Below are 16,382 nucleotides of genomic sequence, written 5' to 3' on the forward strand. Positions count from 1 at the left end.
ATCGCGCTCGATCGCTGCTATTTGGCCATCGAAAGGGTGCGTGCGTCCGCGTCTTCATGATGCCGGGCGGACAAGACACGACATAAAGCAGGACGAGGAGACGAACATGAATGAAAGCGCGTACCGAGCGCCGGATGCGAGCGGCGTAGCGCCGAAGAATGCCGAACGGTCTGCAACCGGACAGACGCCGTCGAAGGCGATGATTCGCCGGATCGTGTTCTCGTCGTCGGTGGGCAATGCGCTCGAATGGTTCGACTTCCTCGTCTACGGCTATTTCGCGACGATCATCGCCAAGGCGTTTTTCCCGTCGCACGACGAGTGGCTTTCGACCATGCTTGCGATCGGCACGTTCGGCATTTCGTTTCTGATGCGTCCACTCGGCGCGATCGTGCTCGGCATCTACGGCGACCGCAAAGGGCGCAAGGCCGCACTCACGCTCGCCATTCTGCTGATGATGGTCGGCACGTTCACGATGGCCGTGATGCCGTCGTATCAGCACATCGGTGTCGCGGCGCCGCTCTTGATCCTGCTTGCGCGTCTGGTTCAGGGCTTCGCGGTCGGCGGGGAGTTCGGCAGCGCGACCGCCTTCATGGTCGAGCACAGCGCAGCGCGGCGCGGCTATTACGCGAGCTGGCAGTTCGCGAGCCAGGGCCTGGCCGCCATCATGGCGGCGTCGTTCGGCTCGCTGCTGACTGCGTGGCTGCCGCAGCCGGAACTCGAAAGCTGGGGCTGGCGTATTCCGTTCGTGTTCGGCCTGCTCGTCGGTCCGGTCGGTTACTACATTCGGTCGCATCTGGACGAAACGCCCGAGTTTCTCGCGGCGCGTCCCGCCCAGCAAACCAGCGCGCCCGGCGTCTCGTTCTCCAATCAATGGCTGAATCTGCTGCTGTCGGTCGGCATCGTCGCGCAATCGACGGTCGGCGTGTATGTGTTGCAGCTCTACATGCCGTTGTACGCCGTCAAGCAGTTGCATCTTCCGGCGACGGCCTCGTTCGCTGTTGTCGTGCTCAATGGCGGACTTCAGTTCATCTTTTCACCGTTGATGGGCGCGCTCTCGGACCGGCTGGGGCGCATCCGCATCATGCTCGCCACGTCGATCTTCATGGGCGTCGCGATTTATCCGATGTTTGCATGGCTGCAGACGCATCCGACGATCGCGTCGCTGGTGGTCTTGCAAGCCGTCGCGGGCATTCTGAAGGCGGCCTACTCCGGCCCGATGCCCGCGCTCATGTCCGAAATCTTCCCGACGCGCGTGCGGTCAACCGGCTTGTCGATCGGCTACGCGCTCGGCGTCACGCTGTTCGGCGGATTCGCGCCGACGATCGTCGAGGCGTTCATCCACGTCACCGGCGACAAACTCGCGCCGAGCTATTACGTGCTGCTCGCTGCGGTGCTCTCGGGCGTGTCGCTTGCGGTCGTCGGGTGGCGCATGCGTTCCGCGCGGCTCGCGCTGAGACCGGCCTGACTGGCTTCCGCTACATCGTGTCCAACTAGGGCGGCTTCGGCCGCCCTTGTGCATTTTGGCGCTCCGTCAGGCGTGGTGGCATGCAACCGGCACGTTTCATGCTGCAGCGCGTCGATGCCTGCTCGCGTCGAGGCGTGGAAATTTGACGCAGACTCGGAACCGACGCCCTCGCGCGCGAGTCTGTCCCCACGTCTGCAAACTCGCAGCAGGGCGGCTAATATTGAAAATCAAGCTGTTAATACGTGAATTTGAAGACGCCGTGACCGACACGTTCGCGGCGTCGCCTGAACCTCGGCCGTCTCTTGTTGGCCGATGGCGCGTTCAGTCCAGCCAGGGAGCGCGATAAATGCACACCGAAAGTAGCCACGTCATGCCGTGGCGTATCGAGGACATCGATCTCAGCCGGATCGATCGTCAGAAGGCGCAGTCCAACGAGCATCTTCTTTTGTTGCTGTGCGCCTGCTCGTTCATCGAGAGCGGCACGGATCTCTATACGAGCAACCTGAGCAAGTACTTTCACGACGACCCCGAGATCTCCGCGTGGCTCAACGAGGAGTGGGAGCCCGAAGAGATGCAGCACGGCAGGGCGCTCAAGACCTACATCCATTACGTTTGGCCGGAGTTCGACTGGGACACGGCCTTCAAGAATTTCTTCGCCGAATATTCGCTTACGTGCTCTTACGAAGAATTCGAGAAGAAGCGCGCGCTCGAGATGGTAGCGCGCTGCGTCGTCGAAACGGGCACGGCCACGCTGTATCGCGCCATCAACGAATGCTCCGACGAGCCGGTGCTCAAGGAAATCACCGACAACATCCGCACGGACGAAGTGCGGCACTACAAGCACTTTTTCCGCTTCTTCAAGAAGTGGAACAAGATCGAAGGTAACGGCCGTCTTGCCGTGCTCGGCGCGCTGATACGGCGCGTCGCCGAGTTGAAGAGCGAGGATTCGGAAATTGCGCTGCGGCATGTGTTCGCCGTTCGTTATCCTGAGCATGCGCAGGATTCCGAGTACAACCGCGAGTTGTCGGCGCGTGTGAATGCGCTCGTCAGGCGCAATTTGTCGGCGGATCAGGCCATCAAGATGCTGCTCAAGCCGCTCGATTTGCCCGCGCGCATTCAGCCTGGCGTTCACTATCCGCTGTCCAAGATGACGCAGTTGTTCTTCCGCTAGAAGCTGATCCACGATGCCGGCCCCAAGCCGGCGTTTTTAATTTTCCGATGGCCGACCACACCGCCTCGATTCTCGCTTTCGACGAATGGCCGCCCGAGTTGCGCGCACTTTTCGACGGAACACTGGCAAGCGCCGATGGCCGCTTCACTGCATCGCTCTGCGTCGCCGATGCCGCGCAGCGCGTGCGGACCGCGCTATTGAGCGCAGGCGAATTGCTCGCGCCCGACGCGCGCACGCTCGCGTTCGCGCTGTGGCCGAATTCGCGGACCGCGCAGGCCGTGGCCGCAAGCGGACGCGCGACGCTCGCCTTCGTCTTCGACGAGGCCTTCTATCAGGTGCAACTGGATGCGCGGCGGGTGCCGCTCGACGAGGTGCCGCTCGCGTGCTTCGTCGGCACGATAGAGAGCGGTGAAAGGCAGCGGGTGGGTTATGCGCGACTCACGAGCGGAATCGCGTTCGAACTGAGTGAGGCGGAAGCCGGCGCCACGCTCGCGCGATGGCGCGAGCAGGCCGAGTGGCTGAAACGAGCAGCGCGCGCCGCCGCCTGATGCGTCGGCGCGCGCTGCCGGATTGGCTTAGTGGCCGCGGTTGCTGGAACGCGGCGCGTCGCGGCGGCCGCTGAGCAGCGCGCCGGGATTGGCCGCCGGTTTGCGTCGGTTGTCGGCTTGAGGTGCCTTTGCCGGCTCGGCGCGGCGCGGGGCCTGTCCCGCGCCCGCAACGGGCTTGGCCGCCGGCTTGGGCTGGCTGCGTCCGTCGCGCGCGGGCTGAGCGCCGCTGCTTGCCTTCGGCGGCCGCGCCGCGCCTCGCGCCTCACCGCTCGGACGACCGCCTTCGCGACGGGCTTCGCCGCTGCGCTGCCCCTGTCCCTGACGCCCTTGGCCTTGCCCCTGACCTTGACCCTGACCGCGCCCCTGGCTGCGCCCCTGGCTGCGGCGCTGGATCGGTTCGGGCTTCGCGCTCGGATCGGGCTCGAAGCCCGGAATCACTTCTTGCGGAATCGGACGCTTGATGAGCCGTTCGATGTCCTTCAGCAACTGATGCTCGTCCACGCAGACCAGCGACACCGCTTCGCCTTCCGCGCCCGCGCGCCCCGTCCGGCCGATGCGGTGCACGTAGTCTTCCGGCACGTTCGGCAGGTCGAAGTTGACGACGTGCGGCAGTTGATCGATGTCGATGCCGCGCGCCGCGATATCGGTCGCGACCAGCACCTGCAGCGTCTGATCCTTGAATTCGGCGAGCGCGCGTGTACGGGCCGACTGGCTCTTGTTGCCGTGAATCGCGAGCGCGCTGATGCCGTCCTTGCCGAGTTGTTCGGCGAGACGGTTCGCACCGTGCTTGGTACGCGTGAACACGAGTACCTGGAACCAGTTGTTGCTGCGGATCAGATGCGTGAGCATTTCACGCTTACGATCGCGATCGACCGGATGAATCTTCTGCTCGACCGTCTCGGCCGTCGTATTGCGGCGCGCGACTTCGATGAGCGCGGGCGAATCGAGCAGGCCGTCGGCGAGCGCCTTGATTTCGTCGGAGAAGGTGGCCGAGAACAGCAGGTTCTGGCGCTTCTCCGGCAGGCGTGCGAGCACGCGCTTGATGTCGTGGATGAAGCCCATGTCGAGCATGCGGTCGGCTTCGTCGAGCACGAGGATTTCGAGCTTCGACACGTCGATCGTCTTTTGCTGCATGTGATCGAGCAGGCGTCCGGGCGTTGCCACGACGATATCGACGCCGCGGCGCAGCGCCTCGATCTGCGGATTGATGCCGACGCCGCCGAACATCACGGTCGAGCGCAGCTTCAGATACTTGCCGTAGGCGCGCACGCTTTCCTCGACCTGCGCGGCGAGTTCGCGCGTCGGCGTGAGAATCAGTGCGCGCACGGGGCGCTTCGCGCTGCCCGCGGCCGGCGCGAGCTGCGACAGACGCTGCAGGATCGGCAGCGTGAAGCCGGCGGTCTTGCCCGTGCCGGTTTGCGCGCCCGCGAGCAGGTCGCCGCCCTTCAGAACGGCGGGAATCGCCTGGAGCTGAATCGGGGTAGGGCTGGAGTAGCCGAGTTCGTTGACGGCGCGGAGCAAGGGTTCGGACAGGCCGAGTGAATCAAAAGACATAAATGGAGGTTCAATTCGTTATGTCGAACGTTACGCATGCGAGTAGAAGCTGCGGCGAATCGTCGTTCGGCCGGCAGAGCGCATGCGTAACGCTCGGGAAAAAATCGGGCGGCGGGCCCCTTTGCGGTCAGTGACCGCCGGGTGTTGCCGCGAGGTACGACGTGCTATCAAGACACGTCATCTGGCGCTAAGTTGCATCGATGAGTCGCTTCGTTGCAATTGCATCGATGAAGCCGCGACGCTTCGACGCTCATGCGTCCGACGTTCACGCGACATAACGCGCGACGCTCACGAACTGGCACAAGCTGCCTGCAAGCACGAACAGATGCCAGATTCCGTGTCCGTGCCGGATGCGCTCGTCGTTGATGAAAAACCAGATACCGGCGGTATAAACCAGCCCGCCCGCCAGCAGCCACGCGGTTCCCGCGGGCGGCAGCGTTGTCACGAGCGGATGGACGGCTACGAGCGCGAGCCAGCCCATCAACACGTAGAGCACCATCGAAACGCTGCGGGTTCGGCGCCCGAGCGTGAGTTCCTGCGTGATGCCGAGCACGGCGAGCCCCCAGCTTACGCCAAAGAGCGACCAGCCCCACGGCCCGCGCAATGTCACCAGTGTATACGGCGTGTAGCTGCCGGCGATCAGCAAGTAAATGGCCGAATGATCGCACTTCTGCAGTACTGCCTTGAGGCGCGGCGAGCGCGCCCAGTGATACAGCGTGGAGATGATGTACAGCGCGCAGAGCATTGCGCCATACACGGCAAAGCTGACGACCTTGTACGCGTCGCCGTCCAGCGCGCCCATTGTGACGAGCGTCGCCAGTCCCGCCACCGACAGCAAAGCGCCGATCAGATGGCTGATGCTGTTGAAACGCTCACCCGCGTGCATGTCGAATCCGCTGTAACTCGTTCGCGCGTGTGCGCGTCCGCAAAAAGCAAGGGGCGCGGCCCCAACTACGAAGGCTGCGCCCCAACGCGTATTGTACGCTGTCTTTACGGATGACCGTGCCGACCTCAGTCGAGCGGCGCCGAACGCAGGTTGCTCACCTGCTGCGGCGACACCGGCGTGCCGTGGTTGCCCCACGACATACGGATGTACGTCACGACCGCGGCCACTTCCGTATCCGACAGCGCCTGTGCGAACGGCGGCATGCCGTGCGGCATCGGATTGCCGCCCGTGCTGGGCGGATAGCCGCCGTTGAGCGTCATGCGGATCGGGTTGACGGCCGAAGGCATCTGGATCGACTGGTTGTTGGCGAGCGGCGGATAAGCCGGCGGCTTGCCGAGACCGTTCTCCTGGTGGCACTTCGCGCAGTTCTCGGTGTACACCTTCTTGCCGAGCGTGAGCAACTCGCCGCCGAACTTGTCGGAAGTCTCGAGCTGCATGACTTCGGGCGCTTCCTTCTTCTGCGGAATCGACTTGAGATACGTCGAGATCGCGTTGATGTCGCCGTCGGTCATGTACTGCAGGCTGTTGTGCACCACTTCGGCCATCGGGCCGAACACCGCGCCGCGCTGCGACACGCCGGTCTTCAGCAGGTCGTTGATGTCCTTCAGGTCCCAGTCGCCCAAGCCCGCTTCCTTGTTCGACGTGAGCGACGGCGCGTACCAGTTTTGCAGCGGGATCAGGCCGCCGGCGAAAGCCGCCGAGCTGACCGGGCCGCCCATCGCGTTGATCGACGTGTGGCACATGCCGCAATGGCCGAGGCCTTCGACGAGATACGCGCCGCGATTCCATTCGACCGACTTGGTCGGATCCGGCTTGTACTCGCCTTCGCTGAAGAACAGCGTGCGCCAGCCGATCAGCAGATTGCGGTTATTGAACGGGAAACGCAGTTCATGCGGACGGCTCGGCTCGTTGACCGGCGTGACCGAGCGCAGATACGCGTAGATCGCGTCGGAGTCGGCGCGCGTGACCTTCGTGTAGCTCGTGAACGGGAAGCCCGGATAGAGCAGGCTGCCGTCTTTCGAACGGCCCGTGTGCATCGCGCGATAGAAGTCGTCGGAGGTCCACTTGCCGATGCCGTATTGATCGTCCGGCGTGATGTTCGGCGTGAACATGGTGCCGAAGGGCGTGGCCATCGGCAGGCCGCCTGCGAATTCCTTGCCGCCGCGCACCGTGTGGCACGCGATACAGTCGCCCGCACGGGCGAGATACTCGCCTTGCTTGATGAGCGCGGCCTTGTCGGCAGGCGTCGCCGCGACGGCGCCGCCCGAATGCAGATTGTCGCCGCCCGACCAGAGAACGGCGCCGGCTGCGACGGCTGCCACCACGACAGCCGAGGAAAGTGCGAACAGGGACTTGCGTTTCATTATGTTGTCGCTCCAGACGCCTTATTGCGGTTCGCTGCCGCACTGGAGCGGCATCTTCAACGAGCCAGCGGGCGCGGGCACCGGGTTGGCGGGGGCTTGTTGCGTGGAGAGCCATGCGGCGACGGCGGTCACGTCGTCGTCCGTCAGGCGCGAGGCGATCTGCTGCATGCAGTCAGGTGCTTTCGCATGGCGCGTGCCCGACTTCCATGCGCCGACCTGCGCGCTGATGTAGTCCGAATGCAGGCCGACGAGACCCGGGATGGCCGGCTGCATGCCGGTCAAGCCCTTGCCGTGACAGGCGGCGCACGCGGGAATGTTCTTCGCGGTGTCGCCGTTGAGCACGATTTGCTGGCCGCGCGCGAGCGTGCTGGCCGAAACGTTCGACTTGGCGGGCGCCGGATACGGCGGACGCTGATTCGAGAAGTACGTCGCGATCTGATGAAGATAGTCGTCCGAGAGATACGTGACGAGGTAGTTCATCGGCGGGTACTTGCGCCGGCCTTCGCGGAAATTCTGGAGCTGGTTGTACAGATAGTCGGCAGGCTTGCCGGCAAGACGCGGGAAGTAGTCATTGTCCGTGCCTTCGCCATGAACGCCGTGGCACGCCGTGCAGCCCTGCACGCGCGCGGCCATGGTGTCGGGGGCGATCGGCTGGTTTTGCGCCTGCGCGGCGGAACTGAACACGCCGGCACCGCCTACCAGAGCCGAGGCGAAAGCCAAAGCGAGCAGCGGACGAAAAATGCGTCTTGAAAACACGCGACACTCCATGAAATTCGGGGACCTGCCGAGCTTCGTGCGGCTCGGTGCGAAGGTGGCGAACCACGGCCACGCAAGGGGCGATGGGTGGCGAACCACGGCCACGGCGGCTCGACGAGCCTCTGATGCGACGCGGCATTCTATCATCGATGCATGATGATGACTATTTGACACAATCTCGCTCTGAGTCCTGTTGCAGCGCATTCGCGACAATTTGCCGCGCGGCTGTTGACCGCCCGCGGAGCGCCTGGTTGTCGATGGACAAAGCGTCGACTCGATTCGACTTGCATGCCCGACGTGCTCCATGCAGTTTCGGAAGCGTCAGGCGAAAGATCAAGGCGTTTCGCTCGCAATCGATGCTGTGCTGCATCGTACGCGCGGCCGCGGCATTTCGTTTGGCTTAGCTTAGCTTCATTTGATTTCGCCTGGTTTCGTTTAGACTCCGCAGGTTTTCTTCGACGACCGCCGTTCGGCCACGGATATCGATCCCGTGGCCGATGTTCCAACATGAGTGACGATTCCCTGTGGTTTGCGCAAACCGGCTTCGCGGCGCTGGCGGACATCGCTTTTGCCTGCGTGCTCGGCGCCTCGATCATCGGCAACTGGCTGCGGGGCGAACAGGCGTTCGCGGCCGTTTCGCCCGCACGGTTTGGTTGGCGGCGCGCGCGCCGTGGTGCAATTGCTGCAACGATCGTCCTGTTGCTGTGCAACTTCGCTTCGCTCTGGCTGCAATCCATGGCGATGAGCGGCGCGCTGCTGCTGGAGGCGGGCGCGTCGATGTGGCTCGTCGCGACGGGCACGCATGCGGGTATCGGCTGGTCCGTCGCGCTCGCGGGCAGTGCGCTCTTGTTGATGGCGTCGGCGTCGGCGTCGGCGTCGGCCTCGGCGTCGGCGTTGGCGACTTCGCGGAGCGGCTTTGCGATCGCTGCGGTGCTGATCGTCGCGGCGGGCAAATCGGCGATCGGTCACGCCGCCGATGCAGGCGCGTTCTCGGCCGCCGAAGCAGTTCAGGCGCTGCATCTGCTCGCGACGGGCGTGTGGGGCGGCATTGTCATCGCGGGTGCGGTCGTGTTGCCGGCGCTGGATACGTCGATGGCGCGGGCGTCGCTGATACGCATTGCCGTGCGCGTGTCGCGGACGGCGACGATCGCGCTGGTCTTGGTCATAGCGACGGGCGGGTTCAATGCGTGGCGCGGCATGGGCGGGTCGCCCGCGGTGCTGGACGCAAGCGCGTGGGGCCATGCGCTGCTCGTGAAACTCGCGCTGATCGCGGCGGCGCTGGCGTGCGGCGCGCTGAACCGCTGGTCGGCGCTGCCGCGCCTGCAACGCAGCGAATCGACGATAGACGCGCAAACGCTCATCAACGTGATGCGCGTCGAAGCCGGTTTGATGGCGGGCGTGTTCGTGGCAGCCGCCGTCTTGTCGCACAGCGTGCCGGGCGCGGCGTCCGGATAACGTCCGGATAACGTCCGGGATCGATCAGGAGGGCTAAGTCAGCGTCCGGGAAACGCGTCACTCATACCCGAGCTTGTGACTGACGATTGGCGCGCAGAACAGCGCGACCGCGCAGCCGATCGCCTTGCCCTGCAACTCGACGAAAGCCGCGTGCGAATCGGCGACGAAAATCACTTCGAGCAACTGCGGCAGGCAGAACACGACGGCCGCCGCAATAAACCAGCGCGTGACGACCGAAATGCGCCAGCCGTGTTGTGCGCCGATCCCCGCGGCCACCACACGTGCTACGCCCAATGCGACGAGCGACCCGACCGCCAGCTGGGCACGGACGTATTCATCGGGAAGGACATGCCACATGATGTTTTCTCGCTCTTTTTTTTGGTGACTTTTGGCAAGGATACACGCAAGAAGATCGCCATTATGTACGAGAAAACGCAATTGCGAGCAAGCGCCGCCGGCGCTTTGCCCGTCGTCAGAAGGTGTGTTCGGGACCGGGAAAGCTGCCGTCCTTCACCGCGCGCACGTACGCTTCGACGCCCGCGAGAATGCTCGGCTGCCCCTGCATGAAGTCCTTCACGAAGCGCGGCCGCCTGCCGTGGAAGATGCCGAGCATGTCGTGCAGCACGAGCACCTGGCCTGAGCAATCGATGCCCGCGCCGATGCCGATCGTTGGAATGGCGAGCGCCTGCGTGACGTCGCGCGCGAGCAGGGTCGGCACGGCCTCGATCACGATCAACTGCGCGCCCGCTTCCTGAAGCGCGAGCGCGTCGCGCTTCATCTGCTCGGCAGCGGCGTCCGACTTGCCCTGCACCTTGAAGCCGCCGAACGCGTGCACCGACTGCGGGGTGAGCCCGACATGCCCGCACACCGGAATCGAGCGCTCGACGAGAAAGCGCACCGTCTCCGCGACCCATTCGCCGCCTTCGATCTTGACCATTTGCGCGCCGGCGCGCATCAACTGCACGGCGTGCGCGTAGGTTTGCTCTTTCGAGCCGACCGTGCCGAACGGCATGTCCGCGACGATGAGCGCGCTCTTGTTGCCGCGCGCAACCGACGCCGTGTGATACGCGATGTCGTCGAGCGTGACGGGCAGCGTCGTGCCGTGTCCTTGCAGCACGTTGCCGAGCGAATCGCCGATCAGCAAGACATCGACGCCCGCGCGTTCGAGCAGCGCGGCGAAGCTCGCGTCGTAGCACGTCAGCATTGCGATGCGTTCGCCTGCCTGGCGCATGGCCTGGAGCTTGGGGACGGTGACCGTCGTGCGACTGGTTTCCTGCAGATACGTCATGATTGTTTCACTGGAGAGTGCGTGAGCCTGAACGATACGCTCAGACCGACACGCCTTTGACAAAGAATTCCTTGCGCCCGCGCATCGTCTCGATGCGCTCGACGAGCAGGGCGAGATCCTCATGCGACTCGAGCGGATTCAGATGCTCCGCGTTCACGGTGAGCAGCGGCGTCGCGTCGTAGTGATAGAAGAAGTCGTTGTAGGCGTCGCAGAGCGCGCGCAGATACGCGTCCGAGATTTGCAGTTCCATCGGCAGTGCACGTTTCTGAATGCGCGAAAACAGCACTTCCGGACTCGCCTGCAAGTAGATGACGAGATCGGGCGCCGGTCCGTTCGCGTGAATGCGGCCGGCCACGTCCCGGTACAGATTGAACTCGTCGTCGGGCAGCGTGAGGCGCGCGAACAGTTCGCTTTTCTGCGTGACGAAGTCGGTCATCAGCGACGCGCCGCTCGTCACGATATCCGCCGCTTCCCGCGCCTGCGACGCGCGCTGCAACGCGAACGCGAGTTGCGTCGCGAGTGCGTGGCGCGTGGTGTCGCGATAGAAGCGTTCGAGAAACGAATTGTCCTGCGGGCGTTCGAACAGCGTGCGCATCGACCAGCGTTCCGCAAGCAGCGTCGCAAGCGTGGTCTTGCCGACGCCGATCGGACCTTCGATCGCGATGTAGCGGTGCGGCGGGCGCAGTTGCGGCGCGGTGACGGTCAGTGGCGGTACGCTCATCGGCAATTTGTCTTGTTGGAAGGGGCCGAAGCCGGGTTGGCCAGGTCGGCCGCATCGGTCGCGTCGGTTGCGCGCGCTGGCGAGCCCGCCATGCACTGACAGCTTGCGACCTTCTCGATGCGCTGATCAGCGACGCCCGCGAGCAAGGCATCGGCGCGGCCGCGTTGCGGAAGAATCAGTTCGGGTTCGAGTTCCACGAGCGGCACGAGCACGAACGCGCGCTCGGTCATGCGCGGATGCGGCACGACGAGATCCGCTTCGTCGATGCTCGACGCGCCGTACAGCAGGATGTCGAGATCGAGCGTGCGCGGCGCATTGCGATACGGCCGCTCGCGCCCGAACTGTTCCTCGATGCCGTGGCACAAACGCAGCAACGCGCGCGCGGGCAGGCTCGTTTCGAGCTTGACGACGCAGTTGAAGTAATCGTCGCCGGACGCGTCGATCGGCGCGGTGCGATAGAGGCTCGATTTCGCGAGCACGGTGATCGTGTGCTGCTGGGCGAGACACACGACTGCGTCTTTCAGGGTCTGGCGCGCATCGCCGAGATTCGCTCCCAGGCCCAGATAAGCAATCGTCATGGCAAAAGTCCTACGCTTGGGTTGCAGCGAAGCGCGAAGCCGCAGGAACGCGGCGTCGCTCTTGGCTACTTTAACCAAAACCGGCTTTATTCGTCGTCCGAGTCTTCGCGCTTGTGTGTCTCGCGCGATACGGTGTCGGTATCGTCGCTCGATTCCGCTTGCGCGCCGGATGCGGCGGCATCGCCCGCATCACCCACATCACCCGAACGACGCTTCGAATTGCTGCGCCGCCGCCGCTTCTTCGGGCCGCTGCGTTCCTTGCCGCCTTGCGTGAGCAGTGCTTCACGCCCGGCATGATCCGCATTGACGAAGTCCGTCCACCATTGACCGATCTCGGCATCGAGCTCGCCCGATTCGCAGCGCAGTAGCAGGAAATCATACCCCGCTCTGAATCTTTGGTGTTCCAGCAACTTGAGCGCGCTGCGGCCGCGTTTTTCCAGCCGATGCTGAAGGCCCCAGATCTCGCGCATGTCGGAGGAGAAACGCTTGTGGATCGCCAGTTTCTCGGTCTGCATGTCGAGGACGTCGTCCATCGCGCGATGCAGGGCGGGCACCGGGTAATCGCCGTTCGCCGTGAACTGTTGCCAGCGCGTCTGCACGTCGTGCCACAACAAGGTGGCGAACAAAAAGCCGGGCGACACGGTCTTGCCCGCTCGCACGCGCTCGTCGGTGCTCGTGAGCGCGAGCGTGACGAACTTCTCGCCGTGCGGCTGTTCGAGCACGACATCGAGCAACGGCAACACGCCGTGATGCAGCCCTTCCTGACGCAGCCGCGTGAGGCACGCGAGCGCGTGTCCGGACAGCAGCAGTTTCAGCATTTCGTCGAAGAGGCGCGCTGCCGGCACGTTGTTCATCAGGTCGGCGAGTTCCTTGATCGGCGCGCGCGTGGCTTCGTCGATCTCGAAGCCGAGCTTCGCCGCGAAACGCACGACGCGCAGCATGCGCACCGGGTCTTCGCGATAGCGCGTGGCCGGGTCGCCGATCATGCGCAGCAGACGCGCGCGGATATCGGCCATGCCGTCGTGATAGTCCAGCACGGTTTGCGTGGCCGGATCGTAGTACATCGCGTTGATCGTGAAATCGCGGCGCGTGGCGTCTTCGTGCTGCTCGCCCCAGACGTTGTCGCGCAGCACGCGGCCGCTTGCATCGACGGCGTGCGTGCGGTGGTCGAGCTCGCCGCGTTTGTAGCGGCGCGGCGCTTCGGCAACAGGCTCGGGCGCGGGCGTGTCGACGAGCGCGCGGAAGGTCGATGTCTCGATGATTTCCTGGCCGAACTGCACGTGCACGATCTGAAAGCGCCGGCCGATGATGCGCGCGCGGCGAAACAGCTTCTGCACCTGATCGGGCGTGGCGTCGGTGGCGACGTCGAAATCTTTGGGCGCCACGCCCAGCAGCAGATCGCGCACCGCGCCGCCGACGATGAACGCGCGGTGTCCCGCTTGCTGCAGGCCGTCGGTCACGCGCACGGCGTTCTTCGAAATCAGCGAAGAATCGATGCCATGAATCTCCGACGCCAGGATGACCGGCACGTCCGGGTCGCGTTTCGCGGGCGCGGCGGCTTTTTTGCGCGTGCTCTTGCGGGCGGGCTTCGCGTCGGGGGAAGCCGCGGGATTGTCGTTGGCCGCGTCATCGACGGAATCGGCGCTTTCTTGCCCGAACAGCTTGCGGATGAGTTTTTTAATCACGTGTGTCGAAGAGATTCAGGATGCGCCAGCCTCGGGCTTGCGCATGCGCGCGCAGGGTGTCGTCAGGATTGGTGGCGACAGGATCGGTGACGCGCTCGAGGAGCGGGATGTCGTTATGCGAGTCGCTGTAGAAATAGCTGTGTCTGAAGTCGCCGAGTCGCTTGCCGAGCGACGCGAGCCATTGCTCGACGCGCACGATCTTGCCCTCGCGATAGCTCGGCGTGCCGGTCGGACGTCCGGTGAACGCGCCTTGCGGATGATCGTCGACCGTTTCCACCTCGCACGCAATCAGCGTTTCGATGCCGAATGCTTCCGCGATCGGCGCGGTGATGAATGCGTTGGTCGCGGTGACGAGGCAGCACAGGTCGCCGTTGTCCTGATGCTCGCGCACGAGCGTGACCGCCGCCGGCACGATGCGCGGATTGATCACCTCGCGCATGAACTGCGCGTGCCAGTCGGCCAGTTGCTCGCGCGAATACTTCGCGAGCGGCGTGAGCATGGCGTGCAGATACGCGTTGATGTCGAGCACGCCCGCCTTGTAATCGGCGTAGAAGGCGTCGTTCTGACGCGCGAAGGAATCCGCGTCGACGATGCCGAGTTTCACCATGAAGCGGCCCCATTCGTGGTCGCTGTCGGTGGGAATGAGCGTGTGATCGAGATCAAAGAGGGCGAGGTTCATGGCTGCGCATTTTACTTGAAGCGGGTCGGATCGTTGTCCGGCGCGGGCGGATAGCCAGGATTGCCGGGAACGCCGGACGCCGCAGCGGACGCTTCATCCCGAATTTGCTCCGGCGCCCCGACCGGCACGAGCGGCGCCGCGCGACCGCTTTGTTGCAGCATCGCGCGCAAAAGCGGGCGCGTCACGGCGCGTTTTTGCTCCAGCGAGAAGCGGTCGAGTTCGTCGAGCAGCGCCATGAGACTCGGCATGTCGCGACGGAAATGCGTGAGCAGATAGCCGGGCACGTCCTCCGCCAGCACGATGCCGCGTTCGCGCGCCGCGTGTTTCAGCACGGCCGCCTTGGCGTCGTCGGACAGCGGCTGCAGATGGAACACGAGGCCCCAGCCGAGCCGCGTGCGCAGATCTTCGCGCACGGTGAGCGCGAGCGGCGCGTCGTTGCCGGTGGCGACGAGCGCGCTGGTCGGATGCGCGCGCACTTCGTTGAAGAGATTGAACAGCGCGATCTGCTGCGCAGCCGAAAGGCGATCGCAATCGTCGACGGCGTAGAGCGTCACGCGCGGATCGAAACCGAATGCGTTGAGCGCACTCTGCGGGCCGAGATAGCGCGCGTGGCCGTTCGCCTCGTGCGTGAGCGCCTGCAGCAGATGGCTGCGCCCGTTGCCCGGCTCGCCCCACACGTAGAACGTGCGGTCCGCGACCGGGCCGGCCGCGAGCGCACCTTCGAGTTCCCGCAGCCGCGAGATCAGTTCGTGATTGCCGGCGGCGAAGAAATTATCGAAGGTGGCGGGCGGCGGCGTGCCGAGATCGAGCGTCAGTTGGCGTTGCACGGGAGATCGGTGTCGTCGGGCCTTGGGAACGGGCGGTTTGCGTCGGGTATATCTTGAAAACGGGCGGATGAACCGGACGATGATGCGCGCCGCCGCTTCCGGCAATGCTTCGCCAGCCGCGCGGCCGTGCTTGCCGACTCACGCTGAGTCTCGAAAAGCACGTTGCCGCGGTTTTTTGCGCGCGCGGGAAATCCGGTCGTCGGGCCATCATCGGGTAAAATCGCATTTTACCGACCTTCTTGCACCTCCCCCCATGAATCAACCGAAATCCGCTCCGGACGCCCAAGGTTTGTCATATCGCGACGCGGGCGTGGACATCGACGCGGGCGACGCGCTCGTCGACCGTATCAAGCCGTTTGCCAAAAAGACGTTGCGCGACGGCGTGCTGGGCGGCATCGGCGGATTCGGCGCGCTGTTCGAAGTGCCGAAGAAGTATAAGGAACCCGTGCTCGTGTCGGGCACGGACGGCGTCGGCACCAAGCTGCGCCTCGCGTTCACGCTGAACCGGCATGACACCGTCGGCCAGGATCTGGTCGCGATGAGCGTCAACGACATTCTCGTGCAAGGCGCCGAGCCGCTCTTTTTCCTCGATTATTTCGCGTGCGGCAAGCTCGATGTCGATACCGCGGCGGATGTCGTGAAGGGCATCGCGCAGGGTTGCGAACTCGCGGGCTGCGCGCTGATCGGCGGCGAGACGGCGGAAATGCCGGGCATGTATCCGGACGGCGAATACGATCTCGCGGGCTTCGCGGTCGGCGCGGTGGAAAAGAGCAAGATCATCGACGGCAGTCTGATCAAGCCGGGCGACGTGGTGCTGGGCCTGGCGTCGAGCGGCATTCATTCGAACGGTTATTCGCTGGTGCGCAAGATCATCGAGCGCGCCAATCCGGATTTGAACGCCGATTTCGACGGCCGCACGCTCGCCGACGCCTTGATGGCCCCCACGCGCATCTACGTCAAATCGCTGCTGTCCGCCATGCAGCGCGTGACGGTCAAGGGCATGGCGCACATCACGGGCGGCGGACTCGTCGAGAACATTCCGCGCGTGCTGCGCGAAGGGCTCACGGCGGAACTGGATCATCGCGCGTGGCCGCTGCCGCCGCTGTTCGCATGGCTGCAGAAGCACGGCGGCGTCGCGGATGCGGAAATGCATCGCGTGTTCAACTGCGGCATCGGAATGGCGGTGATCGTCTCAGCGGAAGAAGCGCAGGCGGCAACCAGCCTGCTGTCGGCAGCGGGCGAGCAGGTCTGGCAGATCGGCGTCGTGCGCGCGAGCAAGGAAGGCGAGGCGCAGACGGTCGTGGTCTGATCCGGGCGCTGTCCGGCTCGCATGTGAAAACCCTCG

The 16,382-nt window shown here is 64.4% G+C and carries 16 protein-coding genes; 5 read left to right on the top strand and 11 right to left on the bottom strand.

What is annotated here, in order from left to right; translation table 11 throughout:
- Positions 1–106: 106 nt before the first annotated feature.
- The 3 genes from BRPE64_RS02060 to BRPE64_RS02070 all read left to right on the top strand — a co-directional run bounded on the left by BRPE64_RS02060 (position 107) and on the right by BRPE64_RS02070 (position 3,184).
- A complete protein-coding gene (locus BRPE64_RS02060) occupies positions 107–1,465 on the top strand; it encodes an MFS transporter (RefSeq protein WP_016344352.1) in 1,359 nt (452 codons plus the stop codon).
- Between the two features lie 346 nt (positions 1,466–1,811).
- Entirely contained in the window at positions 1,812–2,636 is an 825-nt protein-coding gene (locus BRPE64_RS02065; protein ID WP_044041126.1) for a ferritin-like domain-containing protein, read from the top strand.
- Between the two features lie 47 nt (positions 2,637–2,683).
- Positions 2,684–3,184 (top strand): PNPOx family protein, encoded by a 501-nt coding sequence (locus BRPE64_RS02070; protein WP_016344354.1) that lies wholly within the window; start codon positions 2,684–2,686, stop codon positions 3,182–3,184.
- Positions 3,185–3,211: 27 nt separating this feature from the next.
- Here the strand turns inward: BRPE64_RS02070 and BRPE64_RS02075 are convergent, their stop codons facing one another.
- From BRPE64_RS02075 to BRPE64_RS02090, 4 genes are all read right to left on the bottom strand, one after another.
- Positions 3,212–4,738: a DEAD/DEAH box helicase gene (locus tag BRPE64_RS02075; protein ID WP_016344355.1), complete on the bottom strand. Its 1,527-nt coding sequence runs from the start codon at positions 4,736–4,738 to the stop codon at positions 3,212–3,214.
- A gap of 265 nt (positions 4,739–5,003) precedes the next feature.
- On the bottom strand, positions 5,004–5,624 hold the full coding sequence (gene trhA, locus BRPE64_RS02080) for a PAQR family membrane homeostasis protein TrhA (protein ID WP_016344356.1): 621 nt from the start codon (positions 5,622–5,624) through the stop codon (positions 5,004–5,006).
- A gap of 125 nt (positions 5,625–5,749) precedes the next feature.
- Entirely contained in the window at positions 5,750–7,048 is a 1,299-nt protein-coding gene (locus BRPE64_RS02085) for a cytochrome c (RefSeq protein ID WP_016344357.1), read from the bottom strand.
- A gap of 21 nt (positions 7,049–7,069) precedes the next feature.
- Positions 7,070–7,816: a c-type cytochrome gene (locus tag BRPE64_RS02090; protein WP_044041128.1), complete on the bottom strand. Its 747-nt coding sequence runs from the start codon at positions 7,814–7,816 to the stop codon at positions 7,070–7,072.
- A 495-nt stretch (positions 7,817–8,311) separates the two neighbouring features.
- On the opposite strand from BRPE64_RS02090, the gene BRPE64_RS02095 reads away from it, so the two are divergent.
- Positions 8,312–9,259, top strand: a complete 948-nt coding sequence (locus BRPE64_RS02095; RefSeq protein WP_016344359.1) for a CopD family protein — start codon at positions 8,312–8,314, stop codon at positions 9,257–9,259.
- A gap of 57 nt (positions 9,260–9,316) precedes the next feature.
- On the opposite strand, the gene BRPE64_RS02100 is transcribed toward BRPE64_RS02095, so the two are convergent.
- From BRPE64_RS02100 to hda, 7 genes are all read right to left on the bottom strand, one after another.
- The gene (locus tag BRPE64_RS02100) at positions 9,317–9,616 is read right to left on the bottom strand and encodes a hypothetical protein (RefSeq protein ID WP_044041130.1); all 300 of its coding nucleotides are present in this window, start codon (positions 9,614–9,616) and stop codon (positions 9,317–9,319) included.
- A gap of 115 nt (positions 9,617–9,731) precedes the next feature.
- Entirely contained in the window at positions 9,732–10,547 is an 816-nt protein-coding gene (panB, locus tag BRPE64_RS02105; protein WP_016344361.1) for a 3-methyl-2-oxobutanoate hydroxymethyltransferase, read from the bottom strand.
- A 40-nt stretch (positions 10,548–10,587) separates the two neighbouring features.
- Positions 10,588–11,268, bottom strand: coding sequence for a deoxynucleoside kinase (locus BRPE64_RS02110; RefSeq protein WP_016344362.1), 681 nt, complete (start codon positions 11,266–11,268; stop codon positions 10,588–10,590).
- Positions 11,265–11,846, bottom strand: a complete 582-nt coding sequence (folK, locus tag BRPE64_RS02115) for a 2-amino-4-hydroxy-6-hydroxymethyldihydropteridine diphosphokinase (RefSeq protein WP_016344363.1) — start codon at positions 11,844–11,846, stop codon at positions 11,265–11,267. The genes BRPE64_RS02110 and folK overlap by 4 nt, the downstream gene beginning before the upstream one ends.
- A gap of 86 nt (positions 11,847–11,932) precedes the next feature.
- Positions 11,933–13,531, bottom strand: a complete 1,599-nt coding sequence (gene pcnB, locus BRPE64_RS02120; RefSeq protein WP_016344364.1) for a polynucleotide adenylyltransferase PcnB — start codon at positions 13,529–13,531, stop codon at positions 11,933–11,935.
- A complete protein-coding gene (locus BRPE64_RS02125; protein WP_016344365.1) occupies positions 13,524–14,210 on the bottom strand; it encodes a histidinol-phosphatase in 687 nt (228 codons plus the stop codon). Before BRPE64_RS02125 ends, pcnB begins: the two co-directional genes overlap by 8 nt.
- An 11-nt stretch (positions 14,211–14,221) precedes the next feature.
- On the bottom strand, positions 14,222–15,037 hold the full coding sequence (gene hda / locus BRPE64_RS02130) for a DnaA regulatory inactivator Hda (RefSeq protein WP_016344366.1): 816 nt from the start codon (positions 15,035–15,037) through the stop codon (positions 14,222–14,224).
- Between the two features lie 253 nt (positions 15,038–15,290).
- Between hda and purM the strand changes: the two genes are divergently transcribed.
- Positions 15,291–16,346, top strand: a complete 1,056-nt coding sequence (gene purM, locus BRPE64_RS02135; protein WP_016344367.1) for a phosphoribosylformylglycinamidine cyclo-ligase — start codon at positions 15,291–15,293, stop codon at positions 16,344–16,346.
- Positions 16,347–16,382 lie beyond the last annotated feature (36 nt).

Origin of the sequence: Caballeronia insecticola (genome assembly GCF_000402035.1) — a bacterium.
Taxonomy (GTDB): domain Bacteria; phylum Pseudomonadota; class Gammaproteobacteria; order Burkholderiales; family Burkholderiaceae; genus Caballeronia; species Caballeronia insecticola.

Excerpts from the sequence above, each read along its gene's own strand:
- BRPE64_RS02060 (WP_016344352.1), top strand. The coding sequence starts at position 107 with ATGAATGAAAGCGCGTACCGAGCGCCGGATGCGAGCGGCGTAGCGCCG.
- BRPE64_RS02065 (WP_044041126.1), top strand. The coding sequence starts at position 1,812 with ATGCACACCGAAAGTAGCCACGTCATGCCGTGGCGTATCGAGGACATC.
- BRPE64_RS02070 (WP_016344354.1), top strand. The coding sequence starts at position 2,684 with ATGGCCGACCACACCGCCTCGATTCTCGCTTTCGACGAATGGCCGCCC.
- BRPE64_RS02075 (WP_016344355.1), bottom strand. The coding sequence starts at position 4,738 with ATGTCTTTTGATTCACTCGGCCTGTCCGAACCCTTGCTCCGCGCCGTC.
- trhA (WP_016344356.1), bottom strand. The coding sequence starts at position 5,624 with ATGCACGCGGGTGAGCGTTTCAACAGCATCAGCCATCTGATCGGCGCT.
- BRPE64_RS02085 (WP_016344357.1), bottom strand. The coding sequence starts at position 7,048 with ATGAAACGCAAGTCCCTGTTCGCACTTTCCTCGGCTGTCGTGGTGGCA.
- BRPE64_RS02090 (WP_044041128.1), bottom strand. The coding sequence starts at position 7,816 with ATGGAGTGTCGCGTGTTTTCAAGACGCATTTTTCGTCCGCTGCTCGCT.
- BRPE64_RS02095 (WP_016344359.1), top strand. The coding sequence starts at position 8,312 with ATGAGTGACGATTCCCTGTGGTTTGCGCAAACCGGCTTCGCGGCGCTG.
- BRPE64_RS02100 (WP_044041130.1), bottom strand. The coding sequence starts at position 9,616 with ATGTGGCATGTCCTTCCCGATGAATACGTCCGTGCCCAGCTGGCGGTC.
- panB (WP_016344361.1), bottom strand. The coding sequence starts at position 10,547 with ATGACGTATCTGCAGGAAACCAGTCGCACGACGGTCACCGTCCCCAAG.
- BRPE64_RS02110 (WP_016344362.1), bottom strand. The coding sequence starts at position 11,268 with ATGAGCGTACCGCCACTGACCGTCACCGCGCCGCAACTGCGCCCGCCG.
- folK (WP_016344363.1), bottom strand. The coding sequence starts at position 11,846 with ATGACGATTGCTTATCTGGGCCTGGGAGCGAATCTCGGCGATGCGCGC.
- BRPE64_RS02125 (WP_016344365.1), bottom strand. The coding sequence starts at position 14,210 with ATGAACCTCGCCCTCTTTGATCTCGATCACACGCTCATTCCCACCGAC.
- purM (WP_016344367.1), top strand. The coding sequence starts at position 15,291 with ATGAATCAACCGAAATCCGCTCCGGACGCCCAAGGTTTGTCATATCGC.